We start from the raw sequence: 17,029 nt of genomic DNA, 5'->3' as shown, positions 1-17,029 counted from the left end.
GCCGCTACCGTCTCCTCATGACCAGTCCTGAGCCACTGCCCGGCACGGACACCACCGAGGCGCTCCGCCCCCGGGTGACCTGCCGACGCTGCCACCGGCCGCTGCACGACCCGGAGTCGCGGATGCTGCGGCTGGGGCCGGAGTGCCGCGATCCGGCGGAGCGGGTCGCGCGGTTCGACGTGGAGCAGGAGACGCTGCCGGGGGTGTGACGCCGGACCGGAGCGTCACGAGCGGACGCCCGGAGCGGCGTGTCACGAGCGGACGCCGGACCGGAGCGTCACGAGCGGCCGAAGAGGCGGCGGAACAGGCCGGGGCGGGGTCGCCCCGGATCCCGCGCGGGCCCTTCGCCGGTCTCCTGGGCATCATCGGTGCCCTCAGTGCCGTCGGTGCCGTCGGTCCCGTCAGCGCCGTCAGCGCGGCCAGTGCCGTCAGTGCCGTCGGCGTCCGCCGGTCTCTCGGCGTCCCGGGCGTCCGCCTCCGCCAGCAGCTGCCGGGCGAGCGCGAGGTCGGCCGGCTCCGCCCACGGCGCGGCCAGCACCAGGGCGCAGTAGGAGCGGAGGATGGTCACCACCCGGCTGCGGCTCGCCCGGGCGCTGTAGTGCAGCCGCTGCCGCAGCAGGGCGGCGATGTCGGCGCGGGCGGCGGGGTGGGTCCAGCCGATCGTGACCAGGGCGAAGCCGGCCGCCTCGACCACCCAGTCCTCCGGCCCGAGCAGCAGGTCGCGCAGCACCCGGCGGCGCTCGGAACCCTCCCAGGGCTGGTCGGTGCGGTGGTGGGCGATGCCGAGGCAGGCGAAGGACTGCACGGCGCGCACCCACAGTTCGGGCTGGTGGGCGAGCAGCGCGCGGCCGAGGTCGTCCTCGCGGGGCGCCGGCGGGTGGACGAGCACGCCGAGCAGCTCGTCCAGCGGCAGCCCGGCCAGCCGGACGGCGTGGTCGTAGGCGGCGGGCACGGTCGGCCAGACGATCTCGGTGGTGGCGCGGACGAGTTCGGAGCTGGACGGGGCGGGCGCGGCGACGGCCGGGCGCGGGTCGGTGCCGTCCCAGGCCCAGATCCGGGTGGTCGGCTCGGTCAGCGGCAGCCGGGGGTCGGGCTCGCCGACGGACCGGTAGGACACCGTGGAGCGCGGCAGCGCGAGCCGGACGGCCAGCACCGAGCTGGGCGGCTCGACGGCGGAGGCGGTGCAGTCGATCTCGGTGCTGGACCCACTGCCGGTGCCCGTGCCCGTGCCCGTGCCGGTGCCGGCCGAACCGAGCACCCGGTGCAGCACGTTGACGGTCGCCTCGGTGGTGCCGGTGACCATGCCCAGCCAGGGCTCCCGGTGGCTGAGCCGCTCCAGCAGGTCCTGGGCGTACGCGTGGTCGGGGTGGTCGCGGTGGTGGTCGGCGAGGGCGAGCAGATGGGCGGCGTCACCGTCGACGGCGTGCCGCAGTCCGTGCCGGGCGGGGGCGGCCTTGGGGTGGTCGGGATCGACGGCGAGGACGCGCTCCAGCCAGGGCAGGCCCTCGGCGGGGCGGCCGAGGGTGCCGTACAACTCGGCGACGTCCACGGCGAGGTAGCCGTTGGAGTCGCCCTCCTCCGGGGCGGCCCGGGCGAGTTCGGCCTCCCAGACGGCGAGCGCCTCCTCGGGGCGGCCGTCGGCGCGCAGGGCGTTGCCGAGCATCACGGCGGGCAGGTAGCCGGGGGCCAGCCGGTGGGCCCGCTCGGCGAGTTCGACGGCGCGGGTGGTGGCGCCGAAGCGACGGGTCAGGCCGGAGGCCATCGCCAGCAGCAGCGGGTGCTCGGGGTGGCGGGCCACCACGGCCCGCAGGAAGCGCTCGAAGGGCCGTACGGTGTCGGCGAGTTCGGCGGGCAGCGGGTCGGGCAGCGCACCGGCGGCGCGGGCCACCGCCTGGGCGACGGCGTCCGGGTCGACCAGGGTGGGCAGGTCCTCGCGGGCGAGCCAGGCGGTGTGCGCCCAGGGGCGGGCCGGCTCGTACTGGATCGCCGAGGCGAGCAGGCTGACGGCGGTGTCCCAGTCCCCGGCGGCGGCCTCCACGTGGGCCCGGCAGACGACCGTGCCCAGGTAGACCTCGCCGTCCAGCGGGAACAGCTCGCGCGCCTTGGCGGGGCCGCCCGCGGCGGCGGACAACTCGGCCAGCGCCTCGTGGAGTTCGGGCAGCTGGGGGTCGGCGAGGATCGCGTCGGAGAGGTGGTCGGCGGCGTGGGTGAGGTCGCCGGAGTCGATCGCCAGCCGGGCGACGGCCACCTCTCCCTCCGCCGCCAGCCGCTCGTCGCCCCCGTCGTCGGTGTGCGCCATGCCCTGTCCCCCGGTCCGCTCTCGTGCCGTGCGCGGATGAGGCTATCCGGTGCGTATGACGGACGGATGATCACCCCGCAGTGGGCGCGACGACAACTACCCGGCTGGATAAGACCCGTACGAGTGGTTTGGACCTCGGTCCGGTTCGAGCCGGGGGCGGCGGCCACCACGATGGCTCCGGTGCTTCGAGAGCGAAGCACCCCCGCCCCTGATTTCCGACGAGGAACGATGAAGCTCTCCCGCACCCTCTCCGCCGCGGCCTCCGCCGCCGTCCTGAGCACCCTCGCCCTGACCGGCCCGACCGCCGCCCCGGCCTCCGCCGCGGGCTCCTTCGTGGTCAGCGAGGCCCAGTTCAACAAGATGTTCCCGAACCGGAATTCCTTCTACACGTACAAGGGCCTGACCGACGCCCTGGGCGCCTACCCGAAGTTCACCACCACCGGCGACGACGCCACCCGCAAGCGCGAGGCGGCCGCCTTCCTCGCCAACGTCAGCCACGAGACCGGCGGGCTCCGCTACGTCGTCGAGCAGAACACCGCCAACTACAGCCACTACTGCGACACCACCCAGCCCTACGGCTGTCCGGCCGGGCAGTCCGCGTACTACGGGCGCGGGCCGCTGCAGATCAGCTGGAACTTCAACTACAAGGCCGCGGGCGACGCCCTCCACCTCGACCTGCTGCACGACCCGTACAAGGTCGAGAAGGACCCGGCCGTCGCCTGGAAGACCGGCCTCTGGTTCTGGGACACCCAGCGGGGCGCCGGGACGATGACCCCGCACGACGCCATCGTCAACAACAAGGGCTTCGGCGAGACCATCCGCAGCATCAACGGCGACCTGGAGTGCAACGGCAAGAATCCGGACGAGCGCAACGACCGGATCAACCTGTTCAAGCAGTTCGTCGGCGTCCTGGGCACCAACGTGGGCGGCGGCAACATCTCCTGCTGAGCCGACCTCCGACGGCCTCCGACGGCCTCAGGCGGCCTCAGGCGGCACGCGCGGAGCGGGAAGTCGGCCCCGCCGACTTCCCGCTCCGTAACTCAGCCGATCGGGTGAACGGTGTCAGTCAAGCCCCGCCAGGACGGCGTCGGCGGGACCGGTGGACGCCGTCGGGGCGGAGCTGGAACGCTGGGCGGCGGGGGATCTCGCAGCGGCCTCGGCCCCGAAGCGGCAGGACGGCCGGAACGGCAGGACGGCAGGAGCGATGAGCGGTTCGATCGAGTGGGCCGGCGACCGGGTGACGTTCCGGCCCGCCGCCCCGGAGCACACCGGCGAGGTGCTGGACGTGCTGGACGAGGCGGCCGGGTGGCTGGGCGGGCGGGGCATCCGCCAGTGGCCACGCAGCTTCCCGCCCGAGTGGGTGGCCGACGCGATCGAGCGCGGCGAGACCTGGCTGGTGGACGTCGGGGACAAGACCGCCGGGACGGTCACCCTGGACTGGGCCGACGACCTCTGGGCGGACGTCGGCGGCGAGGCCGGCTACGTGCACCGGCTGGCCGTGCGCCGGTGGGCGCGCGGCCTGGGCGGCCTCGTCCTCGGCTGGGCCGAGGAGCGGGCCCGGCAGCGCGGGGTGGACGCGCTGCGGCTGGACTGCGTCGCCCACAACCGCTCGCTGCGCGACTACTACGAGGGGCGCGGCTTCGTGCACCGCGGCGACGCCCGCTGGCTCGGCCTCCCGGGGCAGTCGCCGGAGGACGTCCCGGTCCTCTGGATGAGCCGCTACGAGCGACCGGTCCCCGGCTCCCGCACCTGAATATTTCAGGACGAGAAATATTCAGGTGGAGACCGGCGTTCCGGTGACCGTCGGCGCGGACGGTCCGCGCGGGACCGGAAGGAGTACGGCGCCGTGCGCGTGGAGATCTGGAGCGACATCAACTGCCCGTGGTGCTACATCGGCAAGGCCCGGTTCGAGCAGGCCCTGGCGGTGTTCCCGCACCGCGACGAGGTGGAGGTCGTCCACCGCTCGTTCGAGCTGGACCCGCACGCGCCGCGCACGGCCCGCCCGGTGATCCCGCTGCTCGCCACGAAGTACGGGATGAGCCTGGAGCAGGCCGAGGCCGCGGAGGCCCGGATCGCCGAGAACGCGCGCGGCGAGGGCCTGCCCTACCTGGACGCCGGGCGGGACGCCGCGAACTCCTTCGACATGCACCGGCTGCTGCACTTCGCCAAGGAGCAGGGTCGCCAGGCCGAGCTGCTGGACGCGCTGTACCGGGCCAACTTCGCCGAGGAGCGCTCCGCCTTCGACACCGGCCGGCTGGCCGAGCTGGCCGTCGAGGCCGGGCTGGACGCCGCCGGGTCGGCCGCCGTGCTGGCCGACCCCGAGGCCTACGCGGCGGAGGTGCGCGAGGACGAGGAGACGGCCGCCGCCATGGGCGCGACGGGCGTGCCGTTCTTCGTCCTCGACCGGCGGCTCGGGGTCTCCGGCGCCCAGCCCGCGGAGACGTTCACCCGGGCGCTGGAGCAGGCCTGGGACAGCCGGGTGCCGGCGCCGCTGATCCCGCTGGCCGAAGGCGGGGGCGACGCGGAAGCCTGCGGCCCGGACGGCTGCGAACTGCCGCAGCGGTGACCGCCCTGGCCCGCCGGCCGTCAGCCCTTCCCGACGGTCTGGGTGAGCCAGGTGAACACCGACGGCACCAGCGGCTGCCAGGTGGAGGTCAGGTGCGGGCCGTTGACCTCCACCGGGGTGACGGTCGTCGGCGCCTTGGCGTTCTTCTGCAGCGCCAGGGCGTCCTCGTAGCCGTCGCCCTTCTTCCCGGTCGCGTACAGGGCGACGTTCGGCGGCGTCTGCGCGTGCTGGAGGAGGTAGACCGGGTTGGAGACCTCGCGCAGGTGCGGGTCCTTGGCGGTCAGCGAGTCCGGCTCGCCCGCCGGGTCGTTGTACCCGGACAGGCTCACGCCCGCGTGGTACCGGTTCGGGTGCCCCAGGGCCAGCCGGACGGCACAGTGCGCGCCCGCCGAGTAGCCGGCCACCGCCCACCGCTCCGGGCCGGGCTCGGCGCGGAAGTTGTCCAGCACCATCTGCGGCACGTCGCGCGCCAGCCAGGTCTCGGCGTTGACCTTGCCCGGCACGTCCGCGCAGCCGGTGTCCACGTGCCCGCCGAGCAGCACGACCCGCGGCGACACCAGGATGAACGGCGCGACCTGCCCGGACTTCATCAGCGGCGCCAGCTGCTTGGAGACGTTCATGCTGCCGAACCAGGCGCTGGACGAACCGGGGAAGCCCACCAGCAGCTCCACCACCGGGAACTTCTTGTCCTTGTAGGCCGGGTCGTCGTACTGCGGCGGCGTCCACACCAGCACCTCGCCGTCGACGCCGGACACCCGGCCCTTCAGCTGGGTCGTCTTCACGTCCTTCGGCACGGCGGGGTCGTCCACCGGCCCGAACTGCTGCGTCACCTTGGGCTGGTCCGGCGCGTTGGCCGCCGCCGTCGCGTCCGCCGGGGGCGGCACGGGCACGGCGCGGACGTGGCTGCCGGTGCCGAGCAGGTCGTCCCAACTGCCGTACAGCTGGTTGTCGTTGTTCACCACCACGAACACCAGCGTCACCGCCGTCAGCTGCGCGAAGGCCACCATCAGCAGCCGCGAGCCGAAGCGCAGCGCGCGCGGCCCGCGCACCCGGTTCCACAGGTACATCAGCAGCCCGATGGAGAGCGGGACGAGGAGGAGCGCGAGGACGAAGAACGGGGTGCCGGTGAGCTTCACACCAGCTGAAACGGGTAAGACGGGTGTTCGGTTGCACCTGAGCCGGGTCGGGGGCGGCGCGGGAAGTCGGCGGGGCCGACTTCCGGCGCCGGGCGACACGTGTCTTCCGGCGCCGGGCGACACGTGTCAGACACGCCCCTAGGAGAGGACGGCCCCGATCAGGCGGGCGCCCAGCGGTGTGGGGGCTCCGAAGTCCGAGCTCAGGTTGGAGACCGAGTACACGGCGCGGATCGACAGGTCGCGGCTGGCGAACATGCCGTTGGCGTAGCCGTCGTCGTGGCCGGTCTTGCCCCAGAGCACCGCTCCGTTCGGCAGCGTTACGGACATCAGACCGGCGCCGAAGCAGGCCATCTTGTCGCACGAGGTGCCGCCGACGAACGGGACGGGCTTGCCCGCGCCGTCCTCGGGCAGGGTGAACAGTTCGTTCTGCTGCGCGGCGGGCAGCAGGCGGCCCTGGAGCAGCGCGGTGATGAAGTGGTCCAGGTCGGACGGGGTGGAGATCATGTTGGACGGGGTGCCGCCCTGCTCGCTGACGTCCACCGCGTCGCCACTGCTGTCCGTCATGTAGCCGTGCAGGTAGGGCCGGGGCATCTCGGGGTCGTCCTCGGGCACCGTGGTCCGGTCGAGGTGCAGCGGCTCCAGGATGCGGTGGGTGACCTCCTCCTTGAAGGAGTGGCCGGTGATCCGCTCGATGAGCTCGCCCCCGATCCGGAAGGCGAGGGAGTTGTACTCCTGCTCGCTGCCGGGGGCGAAGTGCGGGCCGGGCCACGGGCGGTCGGTGGGGCGCAGGGTGTCCTGGACGACTTCGTCGAAGGTCCGGTAGGTGTAGCGGCCGGCGATCGTGTCGTCGACGCCGGTGTCGGGCTTGCCCTCGTCCACGTCCGGCAGACCGCTGGTGTAGTTGATCAGCTGGCGGACGGTGATCGGCTGGAAGGTGTCCGGGAGCAGACCGGGCAGGTAGCGCTGGACGGTCTGGCCGAGGTCGATCCGGCCCTCGGCCGCGAGCTGGAGGGTGACGGTGGTCTGGAAGACCTTGGAGATGCTGCCGGCGTGGAAGTGCGCGTCCTCCGGGATCTTGCGGCCGGTCTGGCTGTCGACGGTGGAGCCCTGCCACAACCGGCCCGGCTCGCCGACCCGGACGATCGCACCGGCGGCGCCATCGGTGGGCAGGGTCTGGATGGCGGCCTTCAGGGCTTCCGGGTTCAGTGGCGGGAAGGCGGTAGCGGCGGCGGAGTTCGGCCCGGGGTTCGGCCCGGAGTTCGGCCCGCTCGCGGCGAAGGCCTGGGCGCCGGATCCGGCCGTGACGCCGACGACGGCGGAGCAGGCCAGTGCGAGGGTAGCGGCACGGCGGACGAAGGGCTTCATGGCGGGGGCTCCGGTGGCTCGGCACGGCGGATCGATGACGTTGCGTCAATCCTGCTCAGCCGCAGTGCCGTCGGCCATCGGGAGCAGCCCCGGCCCGCCCCTGATCAACCCCGGACGTCATCTCGGGGTTACCCGGGAAGCCCGCGCGGCGGGAGCAGGACGTCGGACGGGCCGACTTCCCACTCCCGGGCGTCATCAGTCGTAGAAGAACTGCCGGAGATCCTCGACGGAGCCCGGCCCGAAGAGGAAGGCCTCCGCCCGGCCGACCTCGGCCACCGGCGGCGGGCCCTCCGTACGGAGGGCGTCGAGCCAGATCTCGCCCTGCTCCCCGACGGCGTAGACGGCGGACAACAGGGTCGCCATCCCGGCGGGCCGGGCCGGAGCCGCGCCCGCGACGGGCACCAGCTCCCAGCCGCCGGCCCGGGCGGCGAGCCGCAGTACGGCGGCCCAGCGGACGATCCGGGCGAGCCGGGCCCGCCAGGGGAGTTCACCGGCCGGGGGCGGACAGCCGACGGTCGCGGCGGCGATGTCGTCGATCGTCCGGCGTTCGGCGTCGGTGCGGATCCACCGACCCTCCTGGGAATCCTCGATGGCGGCGTGCCACCACTCCCAGGCGCCGTCCAGGCGGCGCGTGAACTCGTCCATGGGGCGAGGGTTTCACACCGGCGAGCGCGGGTGGAGTCGGGCGGCGGGCCAGGGGGCGTTGCGGCCGGCGGCCTCGCGGTAGGCGATGCGCTGGACGGCGAAGAGGAGGCGGTGGAGGTTGAGGGCGGCGTCGGAGTCGTCGGCGGCGAAGCCGAGGTGGAAGAGGAAGGTTTCCAGCTCGGGCCAGTCGAAGTCGTCGGGGACGGGCGGGGTGACGGGGGCACTGGCGGGGGTGAGGGAGTTGAACGCGGCGGCGACGGCGTAGTGCGCGGCGGCCAGGGCGTTCGCGAGGGCGGGGTCGGACATCTCAGGGCTCCTCTTCGTCGGGCCTTGCAACGTTGAGCGCGGTGATGACGCCCAGGGCGACGGTGGCCAGCGCCAGGGCGAGGAGGACGGCGAAGGCGGTGGCGATCAGGAACCGCACGGGGGCTCGCGGTAGCGGTCACGGTCGGCGTCGAGGAGGAGCGTGAGGAGGTTCAGGAGGGTCGAGGCCGGGGCCGTGTTGAAGCGGACGAGGATGCGGCCGTCGAGGGTCTGGTCGGTGGTGGCGGAGGGGAAGACCAGGCCGAACTTGCGGCCGCGCTCGTGGAGTTCGGCGAGGAGGGTGCGGATGTGGTCGTCGGTGTAGCCCCGGATCCGGGGATCGGTGGGCTGCATCGGCTTTCGGCGATTCACGCGTGGGGCCCCATTTCGAACCAAACGGCTTTGCCGTGCTTGCGGGGGTCGACGCCGTAGCGGTGGGTGAGGGCGCGGACCAGGTGGAGGCCTCGGCCGGAGGTGGCGAGCGGGTCGGCGGGGAGGCGAGGCTCGGGCGGGAGGACCGGGCTGTCGTCGCAGACCTGGACCCGGAGGCGGCCGCGCGGGGAGAGGGCGAAGGTGCAGAGCGGGGACGGGCTCCCCGCGTGCTCCCAGGCGTTGACGACGAGTTCGTGGAGGGCGAGCCCGGCGTCGTCGATGCGGGAGGGCGTCCACCCGGCGGAGGAGAGGAGGTCGCAGAGCTCCGTGCGGGCGGGGGCCCAGTCGGGAGGGTTGGAGGCACACATGAGTAACCCCGGGGGAGAGGAGGGGAGTCACTGACATTCCGTCATGTGACCGGTGCAACACTGAGAGTAGGGGCTTGGATGCCATCACTGCAATCGAACAAGCAACCATGCATATGCTGCCCTCGCATCGCGGTGGCGAGCAGCTCGACCCATACGGAAAACTGCACCGACGAGGAGGGGCCGGTAGTGGCTTACAAGGGACCGATCAGCCAGCGACAACGACGCTTCGGAGAGGAACTTCAGCGCCTACGCACGGCAGCAGGGCTGTCCGCGCCGGAGGCCGGCGCGCTTGTGGGCATGAAGGGACCGGCGGTGAGCCACACCGAGGCCGGTCGGATCACGCTCAACTCCGAACGCCTCAAGACCTGGCTCGACGCGTACGGATGTGCAGACTCGACCTACCGTGCGAAGCTCGCCGAGATGGGCCGGAGCACCGGAAAGGGCTGGTGGACCGACTTCGCGGACCGCGCGCCAACCTTGCTACTCGACCTCGCGGAGACAGAGCACAGCGCGGCCGCACTCGACAACTTCGAGACGTTCTTCATCCCCGGGCTTCTCCAGGTGCCCGCCTACATCGAGGCGATCTACAAAGACGCAAGCCGACACCGAGAGTTGGACGTCGCTGCTGAAATCGAGTTCCGGAAGCAACGGCAGCACATTCTCACAAACTTGCCACTGCGCCAGTTTCGATTCGTCATCCACGAGACAGCGTTGCGAATGCGATTCTCGGGCGATGCAGCCATGAGGGAACAGCTCGTTCATCTGCTGGAGATTTCAGAGCTTCCGAACGTCAGCATTCAGGTCTTGCCCTTCGCCGCTGCGCAGAAGCCCCCCTACACCAGCCAGTTCGTGCTGGTCGACCCCGGATCGCCGGAACTCTCCACGGTCGTCGTGGATCACCCAAGCCACACCGAGTATCTTGGCGACCAGCATTCGATCGAGACCTACCGGAGGACCTTCGACCAGCTGAGCGAGCTGGCCCTGCCTCCCGTCGACCAGTCGCTGACCACGCTTTCCTCGCGCGACTCGTGGGGACTCATTCGACACCTTCTCTACCTGCTGCAAACTTGAAAGGCATCCGATGTCCGAACTCCGTTGGCAAAAGTCATCGTTCAGTGGCTCGAACGAAGGCGGCAGCTGCGTTGAACTCGCAGCCGGAGCTGAGGACATCTGCCATCTCCGCGAGTCCGACGACCCCTCCCTCGTCATCACCACGACCACCGCCAAGCTCCGCGCCCTCCTCCTCGGGGCCAAGGCAGGCGAGTTCGACCACCTCACCTGAACCCGCCTGCCCCGTCCCGCCTCAACGTCCTGTTTATCTTTTGTCTACTGCCCTCGGCCATGATCCGTTCACCACAACTCGTACGAGAGGCAGCACGGGGACATGAAGACGATGCGGCGCATGACCATGGCGGCGACGGCGGGCGCCCTGGCGCTGGCCGGGACGATGACGGCGACGGGGACCGCCCAGGCGGACATCATCGTCAACCCCGACTACGCGCCCAGGACGATCCAGAACGCCCCCGTGACGCTCCTGCCCGGCCAGGCCATCGACACCGGCTACACCCGGTTGATCCTCCAGACCGACGGCAACCTCGTCGTCTACCGGACCGACAACCGCTACGACGCCAAGTGGGCCGCCCAGGGCAGCCAGGGCTGTGGCGCCCGGGCGGTCCTCCAGACCGACGGCAACTTCGTCGTCTACGGCGGCGACAACCGCGTCTGCTGGGCCAGCAACACCTTCAAGTCCCCCACCGACCAGGTCAAGCTGGAGGTCTGGGGCTTCGGCGGCGTCAAGATCGACTACCTCTCCCCGATCGCGCGCAGCTATTCCTACTCGGTCATCAGCAGCACCGACCCGTACTAGGAAGACCCCTCGGCCCGGCCCTCACCCCCGTTCGGCGAACCTGGTCACCAGGTCCGCCACCGACCACCAGGGCCGGGCCGCGAGCCGCGTCGCCGCCGTCCGCAGCAGGACGGGCAGGTGGCCACAGATCCCGGCCAGCTCCTCGACGGCGGCCGGCTCCCGGCCGATCCGCTCCACGCCCACGATCCGCGCCAGCAGCTCGTGGGCGTCGTGCGGTTCCAGCGCCCCGACCGTCAGCCGGACCGCGTCGCCGGGCAGGGCCCCCGGTTCCGCCCCCGTGACCACCGCCGCGCACCCGCTCGTCGCGGGCAGCAGCGGCCCGGGGTCGGCCACTCCGTCGAGCACCACCAGCACGCGCCGTCCGGCCAGTGCGGAGCGGTACCGCACGGACAGTTCCCCGACGGCGTCCGAACCCGCGGGCCGCTCCCCCAGGGCCCGCAGGAAGGCGGCCAGGACCGTGCCCGGCTCACCCCCGCTCGCGTACAACTGCCCGTCCGGGAAGGCGTCCTGGGCGGCGTGGGCGATGTGCACCGCCAGCGCCGACTTCCCGCTGCCCGCCGGACCGGACAGCCCCACCACCGGCGAGCCGCCGACCGCCCGCAGCGCCCGTTCCGCCTGTCCCGCCAGTCCGGCCCGCCCCACCAGGTCGGGGATGTCGGGCGGCAGTTGGCTCGGCCGGGGCAGCCGCCGCAGCGACACCGGGGCCTCCCCGCGCCGGATCCGGTCGGCCAGCTCCACGACCGCGACGGCCGGTTCCAGCCCCAGCTCCCGGTCCAGCCGCTCCCGCAACGCCCCGTACTCGGCCAGGGCCTCCGCCCTGCGGCCACAGCGGTGCAGCGCCAGCAGGTGCAGCCGGTGCACCTCCTCGTCCAGTGGGCACTCGGCGGCCAGCGTGCCCAGCTCCTCCAGCGCCTCGATGTGCCGCCCGAGCGCCAGGTCCAGGTCGTACCGCACCTTCCGCGCCGCCAGCCGCCCGGCCGCCAGCCGCTCCCGGGCCCGCTCCGCGAGCGGCCCCGGCACGCCGTCCAGCGCCCGGGCGCCCGCCCAGGCCCCGAGCGCCTCGCCCAGCAACTCCCACGCCCGCAGGGGCTCCTGGTGACGCAGCGCAACGGCCTCGGCCACCGCCGCCTCGTAGCGGAACAGGTCCACCGAGCCGCGCGGCACCGACAGCCGGTACCCGCCGGCCGCCGCGACCACCAGCCCGGGCGCGCCCAACGCCCGCCGCAGCCGGTGCACATGGGTGCCGATCTGGCCCACCGGATCCTTCGGCCAGCGCGCGTCGTCCTCCCCCCACACGCCCTCGACCAGCCGGTCCGTCGACACCAACTGCCCGGGCGCCAGCAGCAGCGCCGCCAGCACGGCCCGCTGCTGCGGTCGCCCGAGGTCGACCTCCACGCCCTCGCACCGGGCTCGCAGGGACCCCAGCACGCGGAATTCGAGCACCACTCCCCACCCCTCGGAATTCCGACGTCCGGTGCACAATCTGTGAGCAGAGCATACGAGGCCGGGAACGGGGGCGCCGCAATCCGGACGGAAGTGGCGAGATCCCGGCACGGGACGACTCATGGGGACGGGACGACATGGTGGACAAGGGGGGTTCCGGGCTGCGCTTCGCGCTGCTCGGCCCACTGCGGGCCTGGTACGGGACCGAGGAGGTGGAGCTCGGCCGCCCCCAGCAGCGCGCCGTGCTCGCCGTACTGCTGGACGCCGCCGGACGGACGGTGGCCACCTCGGTACTGATCGAGGGCGTGTGGGGCGGCACCCCGCCGGCCGACCCGCGCAAGGCCGTCCAGCTCGCCGTCTCCCGGCTGCGCGCCGCGCTCAAGCCGCACACCGGCGACGCCCCGGAACACATGCCGCTGCTGCGCGTCGGGGACGGCTACGCGCTCCGGCCGGTACCGACCGACGCCGACGAATGGCAGGCCCTGCTCGCCGAGGCCGAACGACTGCGCCGGGCGGACGCACCCCCGCAGGACGTCCGGGACATCCTGCACCGCGCCCAACGGCTCTGGGTCGGCGAGGCGCTCGCCGGGCTGCCCGGACGGCACGCCGAAGCCGTCCGGGCCCGACTCGCCGAACAGCGGATCTCGGCCAAGGAGACCCAGCTCGAACTCGACGCCGACCTCGGCGACCGCACCGACCTCATCGCCGAGGCCACCGCCCTCGCCCTGGAACACCCCGGCCGGCCCCGGCTCACCGCCGTCCTGATGCGCGCCCTCTACCGGGCCGGCCGCAAGGCCGAGGCACTCGCCGTCTACGAGGACGCCCGCCCGTACCTGCCCGCCGACGACCACGGCCCCGCCGAGCTCCAGCTGCGCATCCTGCGCGAGGACGCCGCCCTGCTGCCGCCGAAGGCCGACCCCGAGCCCGCCGCCGACCGCTGGCAGGCCCCCGACCAACTGCCCTCCGGCCTGCCCGACTTCACCGGCCGCGCCGAGGAACTCGACACCCTCGCGGAGCAGCTCGTCGGCGCCGGCGGGCGGGCCGTCATGATCTCCGCCCTGGACGGCATGGGCGGCGTCGGCAAGACCACCCTGGCCGTGCACCTCGCCCGGCAGGTCCGCGACCGCTTCCCCGACGGGCAGCTCTTCGCCGACCTGCGCGGCGCCGACCGCACCCCGCCCGACCCGGGCACCGTCCTGACCGGCTTCCTGCGCGCCCTCGGCATCGCCCCCGACGAGATCCCCAACGACACCGGCGAACGCAGCGCCCTCTACCGCTCGGCCCTGGCCGGGCGACGCGTCCTCGTCGTCCTCGACAACGCCGCCACCCGCGACCACGTCGAACCGCTGCTGCCCGGCGCGGCCGGCTGCGCCGTCCTGATCACCAGTCGGCTGCGGCTCACCGGCCTCTCCGGCGCCCACCACCTGCGACTGGACACCCTGCAGCCCACCGAGGCCCTCGACCTGCTCACCCGGATCGTCGGCGCCGAACGCGTCACCGCCGAACCGGAGGCCGCCGAGGAGGTCGTCCGGGCCTGCGGACTGCTGCCGCTCGCCGTCCGCATCGCCGCCTCCCGGCTCGCCGCCGACCCCGGCCTCACCCTCGCCGCCCTCGCCGAAGGACTGCGCCGGGAACACCGGCTCGCCGAACTCAGCGACGGCGAACGCACCGTGGAAGCCACCTTCGCCCTCTCCTACCACCGCCTCGGCCCGGAACTCGCCCGCGCGTTCCGCCTCCTCTCGCTGCCCGAAACCCCCGACCTGCCGCTGCCCTGCGCCGCCGCCCTGCTCGGCCGCACCGAGGACCAGGCCGACCAGCTCCTCGAAACCCTCGTCGACCTCAACCTGCTGCACTCCCCCCGCTTCGGCCGGTACGGCTTCCACGACCTCGTCCGCGACTACGCCCGCGGCCGGCTCGCCGCGGACGAACCCCCCGCCGAACACACCGCCGCCGCCGACCGGCTCACCGACTTCTGCCTGGCCACCGCCCGCAACGCCGACCGGGCCGCCCGCAAGGCGGAACCCGCCGAACTCAGCCTGCTCGGCGCGTCCGTGACCGCGACCGGCCGCCCGATCACCGACGGCGCCGAAGCCGTGCGCTGGATGCGCGACCAGGCCGAGGTGCACGCCGCCGCCATCGTGCTCAGCTGCGCCGACCCGGCCCTGCCGCTCGACCGGGCCGCCGAACTGGCCGACCGGATGGGCGCCGTGCTCTCCGAACGCGCCCAGACCGGCATCCTCGGCGACCTCGCCGGACGCATCGCCCAGGAGGCCGAGGCCCGCGGCGAGGACGGCCCGCTCGCCCTCGCCCGCTACCTGCGCGGCACCATGCTCTGGCACATCAACCGCTACGCCGAGTCCGAGCAGGAGATCCGCCGGGCCGTCGACCTCTGCACCGACCCGCGGACCGAAGGCGTGCTCGCCAAAGCCCTGATCAACCTCGGCGGCAACGCCCGGATCCAGGGCCGCTACGCCGAAGCCGCCGAACACGCCGGCCGCGCCGCCGAGCTGTTCCACCGGGTCGGCGCCCAACGGGCCGAGGGCAGCGCGCTCGGCGAGTTCGCCTTCAGCGCCGCCCACACCGGGCGCCTCGCCGAGGCCCGGGACGCCGCCGAACGCAGCGCCCGCCTGATGAGCGGCTCCGGACCGGTGTCCGCCGCGATCGGCCGCTACTACCTCGCCCGGGTGCTGCGGCTGTGCGGCGACCCGGAGGCCGCCCTCGCCGACGCGCTCGGCGCCCGGGACGAGTTCGCCGCCCTCCAGGTCACCGTGTTCGAAGCCGCCGCCGGAGACCTCGCCGCCCGCATCCACGCCGAGGCCGGGCGCTGGCTGCTCGCCGCGGACCTCGCCGAAGCCGTCCTGCCGCAGGCCCGCCGCACCAGCGCCGCCCTGGAGGCCGCCCTGCTGCGCACCCTCGGCACCGCCCTCACCGGCCTCGGCCGCCCGCGCCAGGCCCGCGCCTGCCTCACCGACGCCCTGGACGGCTACCGGCGGCTCGGCCTCGACGAGGACGCCGCGCAGGTCGAAGGGCAGCTGGCCGGCCTCGGCTGACCACCGGCTACGCGCGTTGACCGACTGTCTACCGCGGTCCGGGACCGTACTCCTCGTCCGGCCCCGGACCGCGCCGCCCGCGGCCCGGGGCGACACCCCGAGGAAAGGCGCGCCCCATGACCACACTCGTGCGCAACGGCCGGATCCTGACACCCGCGGCCGCGGCCTGGACCGCCACCGGCGGCGACTTCCGCACCGAGATGCTGACCTCCGCCAACTTCCGGCGCGTCCACGCCGGCGCCCGACTGCTCAACCTGGACGAACGGCTCAACACCGCCGCCCAGCGCCACGCCGACGACCTCGCCGCGCACGACCTCCTCCAGCACGACGGCACCGACGGCAGCACGCCCTGGCGCCGGATCCGGACGGCCGGCTTCGCCTTCCGCTTCGCCGCCGAGATCGCCGCGGCGGCCGACAGCGTGCCCGAGGCCATGCAGCGCTGGATGCACAGCCCGCAGCACCGCGACACCCTGCTCGACCCGCGCTTCAACCACCTCGGCATCGGCCGCGCACCCCGCCGGGGCGACACCCGGGGCCGCTACGTGCTGACCCTCGGCCAGGTCTGACCCGGCGCGGCCACCCTGCGGCCTGGTCCGTCCGTCCGTTCACCGACGGGCCAGGCCTAGGGATTGTCAGACCCGCCCTAAGCTCGACCCCGTGCCCCTCATCAGCCTGCACGACCGCGCCGCGCTCGCCGAACGGTTCCGCCCCGACCCGGCCCTGCACCTGTTCGAACTCGGCGACCTGGACGACACCCTCTGGCCCAACACCGCCTGGTACACCACCGATCCCGACCGAGGGCCGGTCGCCCTGCTCTACAGCGGCGGTGACACCCCCGTGCTGCTCGCCTTCGCCCGGCCCGCCGCCGTCCCCGCCCTGGAGGAACTGCTGGGCGCGCTGCGGCCGTTCCTGCCGCGCCGCTTCACCGCCGGGCTGCCGGACGGCGCCGAGCGGGCCCTCGCCCCGGACTACGGCGTCGAGCGGCGCACCCCGCTGCTGCGGATGATCCTCCCCGACCCGGGCCGGCTCCCCGCCGAACCCGCCCACCGGACCGAGCAGTTGACCCTCGCCGACCTGGACGCCCTGCACACCCTGCTGGCCGAGGCCTACCCCGAGTCCTGGTTCGACCGGCGACTGCTGGCGGCCGGCGGCTACGTCGGCGTCCGCGAGCACGGCCGGCTGGTGGCCGCAGCCGGGGTGCACGTCCACTCCCCCGCGCACCGGGTCGCCGTGCTCGGCAACGTGGTCACCCACCCCGACGCCCGCGGCCGCGGCCTGGCCCGCGCCTGCGTCACCGCGCTGGCCCGGCACCTCGCGCCGACCACCGACCACCTGGGCCTCAACGTCCGTACGGACAACGCCCCGGCGATCCACCTCTACCGGCGGCTGGGCTTCAGCACCGTCACGACGTACAACGAACTGGTGCTGCGGGCCGCTTAGCGCCTGCCCGGTGGATCGTCCGAGGTGGCAGGCGGTTCGGGTACCACTGATCACGACTCGGCATCCCTTGTCACGGACCCGCGCAGGACTCGTCACGGCAGCGTCAAGACCGCCCGGAAAGCGTGGCGTCCCGCACGGCCCCTGCGCTATGAACAATCCCACAGGAGGACCGTCG

Annotated in this window: 18 protein-coding genes; 10 read left to right on the top strand and 8 right to left on the bottom strand. The window is 73.5% G+C overall.

Going from position 1 to position 17,029, the window contains the following annotated elements:
- The first annotated feature begins 17 nt into the window (after positions 1-17).
- Entirely contained in the window at positions 18-209 is a 192-nt protein-coding gene (locus ACZ47G_RS18280) for a DUF6011 domain-containing protein (protein ID WP_465743809.1), read from the top strand.
- Between the two features lie 68 nt (positions 210-277).
- On the opposite strand, the gene ACZ47G_RS18275 is transcribed toward ACZ47G_RS18280, so the two are convergent.
- The gene (locus ACZ47G_RS18275) at positions 278-2,299 is read right to left on the bottom strand and encodes a tetratricopeptide repeat protein (protein WP_465743807.1); all 2,022 of its coding nucleotides are present in this window, start codon (positions 2,297-2,299) and stop codon (positions 278-280) included.
- Between the two features lie 228 nt (positions 2,300-2,527).
- Here ACZ47G_RS18275 and ACZ47G_RS18270 point away from each other — a divergent pair, with 228 nt between their 5' ends.
- The 3 genes from ACZ47G_RS18270 to ACZ47G_RS18260 all read left to right on the top strand — a co-directional run bounded on the left by ACZ47G_RS18270 (position 2,528) and on the right by ACZ47G_RS18260 (position 4,865).
- Positions 2,528-3,247: a chitinase gene (locus ACZ47G_RS18270; RefSeq protein WP_465743805.1), complete on the top strand. Its 720-nt coding sequence runs from the start codon at positions 2,528-2,530 to the stop codon at positions 3,245-3,247.
- Between the two features lie 256 nt (positions 3,248-3,503).
- On the top strand, positions 3,504-4,052 hold the full coding sequence (locus ACZ47G_RS18265; RefSeq protein WP_465743803.1) for a GNAT family N-acetyltransferase: 549 nt from the start codon (positions 3,504-3,506) through the stop codon (positions 4,050-4,052).
- Between the two features lie 93 nt (positions 4,053-4,145).
- Entirely contained in the window at positions 4,146-4,865 is a 720-nt protein-coding gene (locus tag ACZ47G_RS18260; RefSeq protein ID WP_465743801.1) for a DsbA family oxidoreductase, read from the top strand.
- A 20-nt stretch (positions 4,866-4,885) separates the two neighbouring features.
- Here ACZ47G_RS18260 and ACZ47G_RS18255 read toward each other — a convergent pair whose 3' ends face one another.
- From ACZ47G_RS18255 to ACZ47G_RS18230, 6 genes are all read right to left on the bottom strand, one after another.
- On the bottom strand, positions 4,886-6,001 hold the full coding sequence (locus ACZ47G_RS18255) for an alpha/beta hydrolase (RefSeq protein WP_465743799.1): 1,116 nt from the start codon (positions 5,999-6,001) through the stop codon (positions 4,886-4,888).
- A 138-nt stretch (positions 6,002-6,139) separates the two neighbouring features.
- On the bottom strand, positions 6,140-7,366 hold the full coding sequence (locus ACZ47G_RS18250; RefSeq protein WP_465743797.1) for a serine hydrolase domain-containing protein: 1,227 nt from the start codon (positions 7,364-7,366) through the stop codon (positions 6,140-6,142).
- 195 nt (positions 7,367-7,561) lie between these two features.
- Positions 7,562-8,011: a hypothetical protein gene (locus ACZ47G_RS18245; RefSeq protein ID WP_465743795.1), complete on the bottom strand. Its 450-nt coding sequence runs from the start codon at positions 8,009-8,011 to the stop codon at positions 7,562-7,564.
- A 12-nt stretch (positions 8,012-8,023) separates the two neighbouring features.
- A complete protein-coding gene (locus tag ACZ47G_RS18240) occupies positions 8,024-8,317 on the bottom strand; it encodes a hypothetical protein (protein WP_465743793.1) in 294 nt (97 codons plus the stop codon).
- Between the two features lie 105 nt (positions 8,318-8,422).
- Positions 8,423-8,668, bottom strand: coding sequence for a hypothetical protein (locus ACZ47G_RS18235; RefSeq protein ID WP_465743791.1), 246 nt, complete (start codon positions 8,666-8,668; stop codon positions 8,423-8,425).
- A gap of 14 nt (positions 8,669-8,682) precedes the next feature.
- Positions 8,683-9,054 carry an ATP-binding protein gene (locus ACZ47G_RS18230; RefSeq protein ID WP_465743789.1) on the bottom strand — a complete coding sequence of 124 codons (372 nt, stop codon included), beginning with the start codon at positions 9,052-9,054 and terminating at the stop codon, positions 8,683-8,685.
- A 186-nt stretch (positions 9,055-9,240) separates the two neighbouring features.
- On the opposite strand from ACZ47G_RS18230, the gene ACZ47G_RS18225 reads away from it, so the two are divergent.
- The 3 genes from ACZ47G_RS18225 (at position 9,241) to ACZ47G_RS18215 (ending at position 10,921) form a co-directional block, all read left to right on the top strand.
- Positions 9,241-10,125, top strand: coding sequence for a helix-turn-helix domain-containing protein (locus ACZ47G_RS18225; RefSeq protein ID WP_465743787.1), 885 nt, complete (start codon positions 9,241-9,243; stop codon positions 10,123-10,125).
- 10 nt (positions 10,126-10,135) lie between these two features.
- Entirely contained in the window at positions 10,136-10,336 is a 201-nt protein-coding gene (locus tag ACZ47G_RS18220) for a DUF397 domain-containing protein (RefSeq protein ID WP_465743785.1), read from the top strand.
- Positions 10,337-10,456: 120 nt separating this feature from the next.
- The gene (locus tag ACZ47G_RS18215; protein ID WP_465743783.1) at positions 10,457-10,921 is read left to right on the top strand and encodes a hypothetical protein; all 465 of its coding nucleotides are present in this window, start codon (positions 10,457-10,459) and stop codon (positions 10,919-10,921) included.
- Between the two features lie 21 nt (positions 10,922-10,942).
- On the opposite strand, the gene ACZ47G_RS18210 is transcribed toward ACZ47G_RS18215, so the two are convergent.
- The gene (locus tag ACZ47G_RS18210; RefSeq protein ID WP_465743781.1) at positions 10,943-12,364 is read right to left on the bottom strand and encodes an AfsR/SARP family transcriptional regulator; all 1,422 of its coding nucleotides are present in this window, start codon (positions 12,362-12,364) and stop codon (positions 10,943-10,945) included.
- 137 nt (positions 12,365-12,501) lie between these two features.
- Here ACZ47G_RS18210 and ACZ47G_RS18205 point away from each other — a divergent pair, with 137 nt between their 5' ends.
- The 3 genes from ACZ47G_RS18205 to ACZ47G_RS18195 all read left to right on the top strand — a co-directional run bounded on the left by ACZ47G_RS18205 (position 12,502) and on the right by ACZ47G_RS18195 (position 16,854).
- Complete coding sequence (locus tag ACZ47G_RS18205; protein WP_465743779.1) at positions 12,502-15,414, top strand: AfsR/SARP family transcriptional regulator; 2,913 nt, start codon at positions 12,502-12,504, stop codon at positions 15,412-15,414.
- A gap of 116 nt (positions 15,415-15,530) precedes the next feature.
- Positions 15,531-15,980 carry a CAP domain-containing protein gene (locus ACZ47G_RS18200; protein ID WP_465743777.1) on the top strand — a complete coding sequence of 150 codons (450 nt, stop codon included), beginning with the start codon at positions 15,531-15,533 and terminating at the stop codon, positions 15,978-15,980.
- Between the two features lie 91 nt (positions 15,981-16,071).
- On the top strand, positions 16,072-16,854 hold the full coding sequence (locus tag ACZ47G_RS18195; RefSeq protein ID WP_465743775.1) for a GNAT family N-acetyltransferase: 783 nt from the start codon (positions 16,072-16,074) through the stop codon (positions 16,852-16,854).
- The last annotated feature ends 175 nt before the right edge of the window (positions 16,855-17,029 follow it).

Source organism: Kitasatospora sp. NPDC030952 (assembly GCF_055571335.1).
This window is presented reverse-complemented; position numbering and strand designations above follow the sequence as displayed.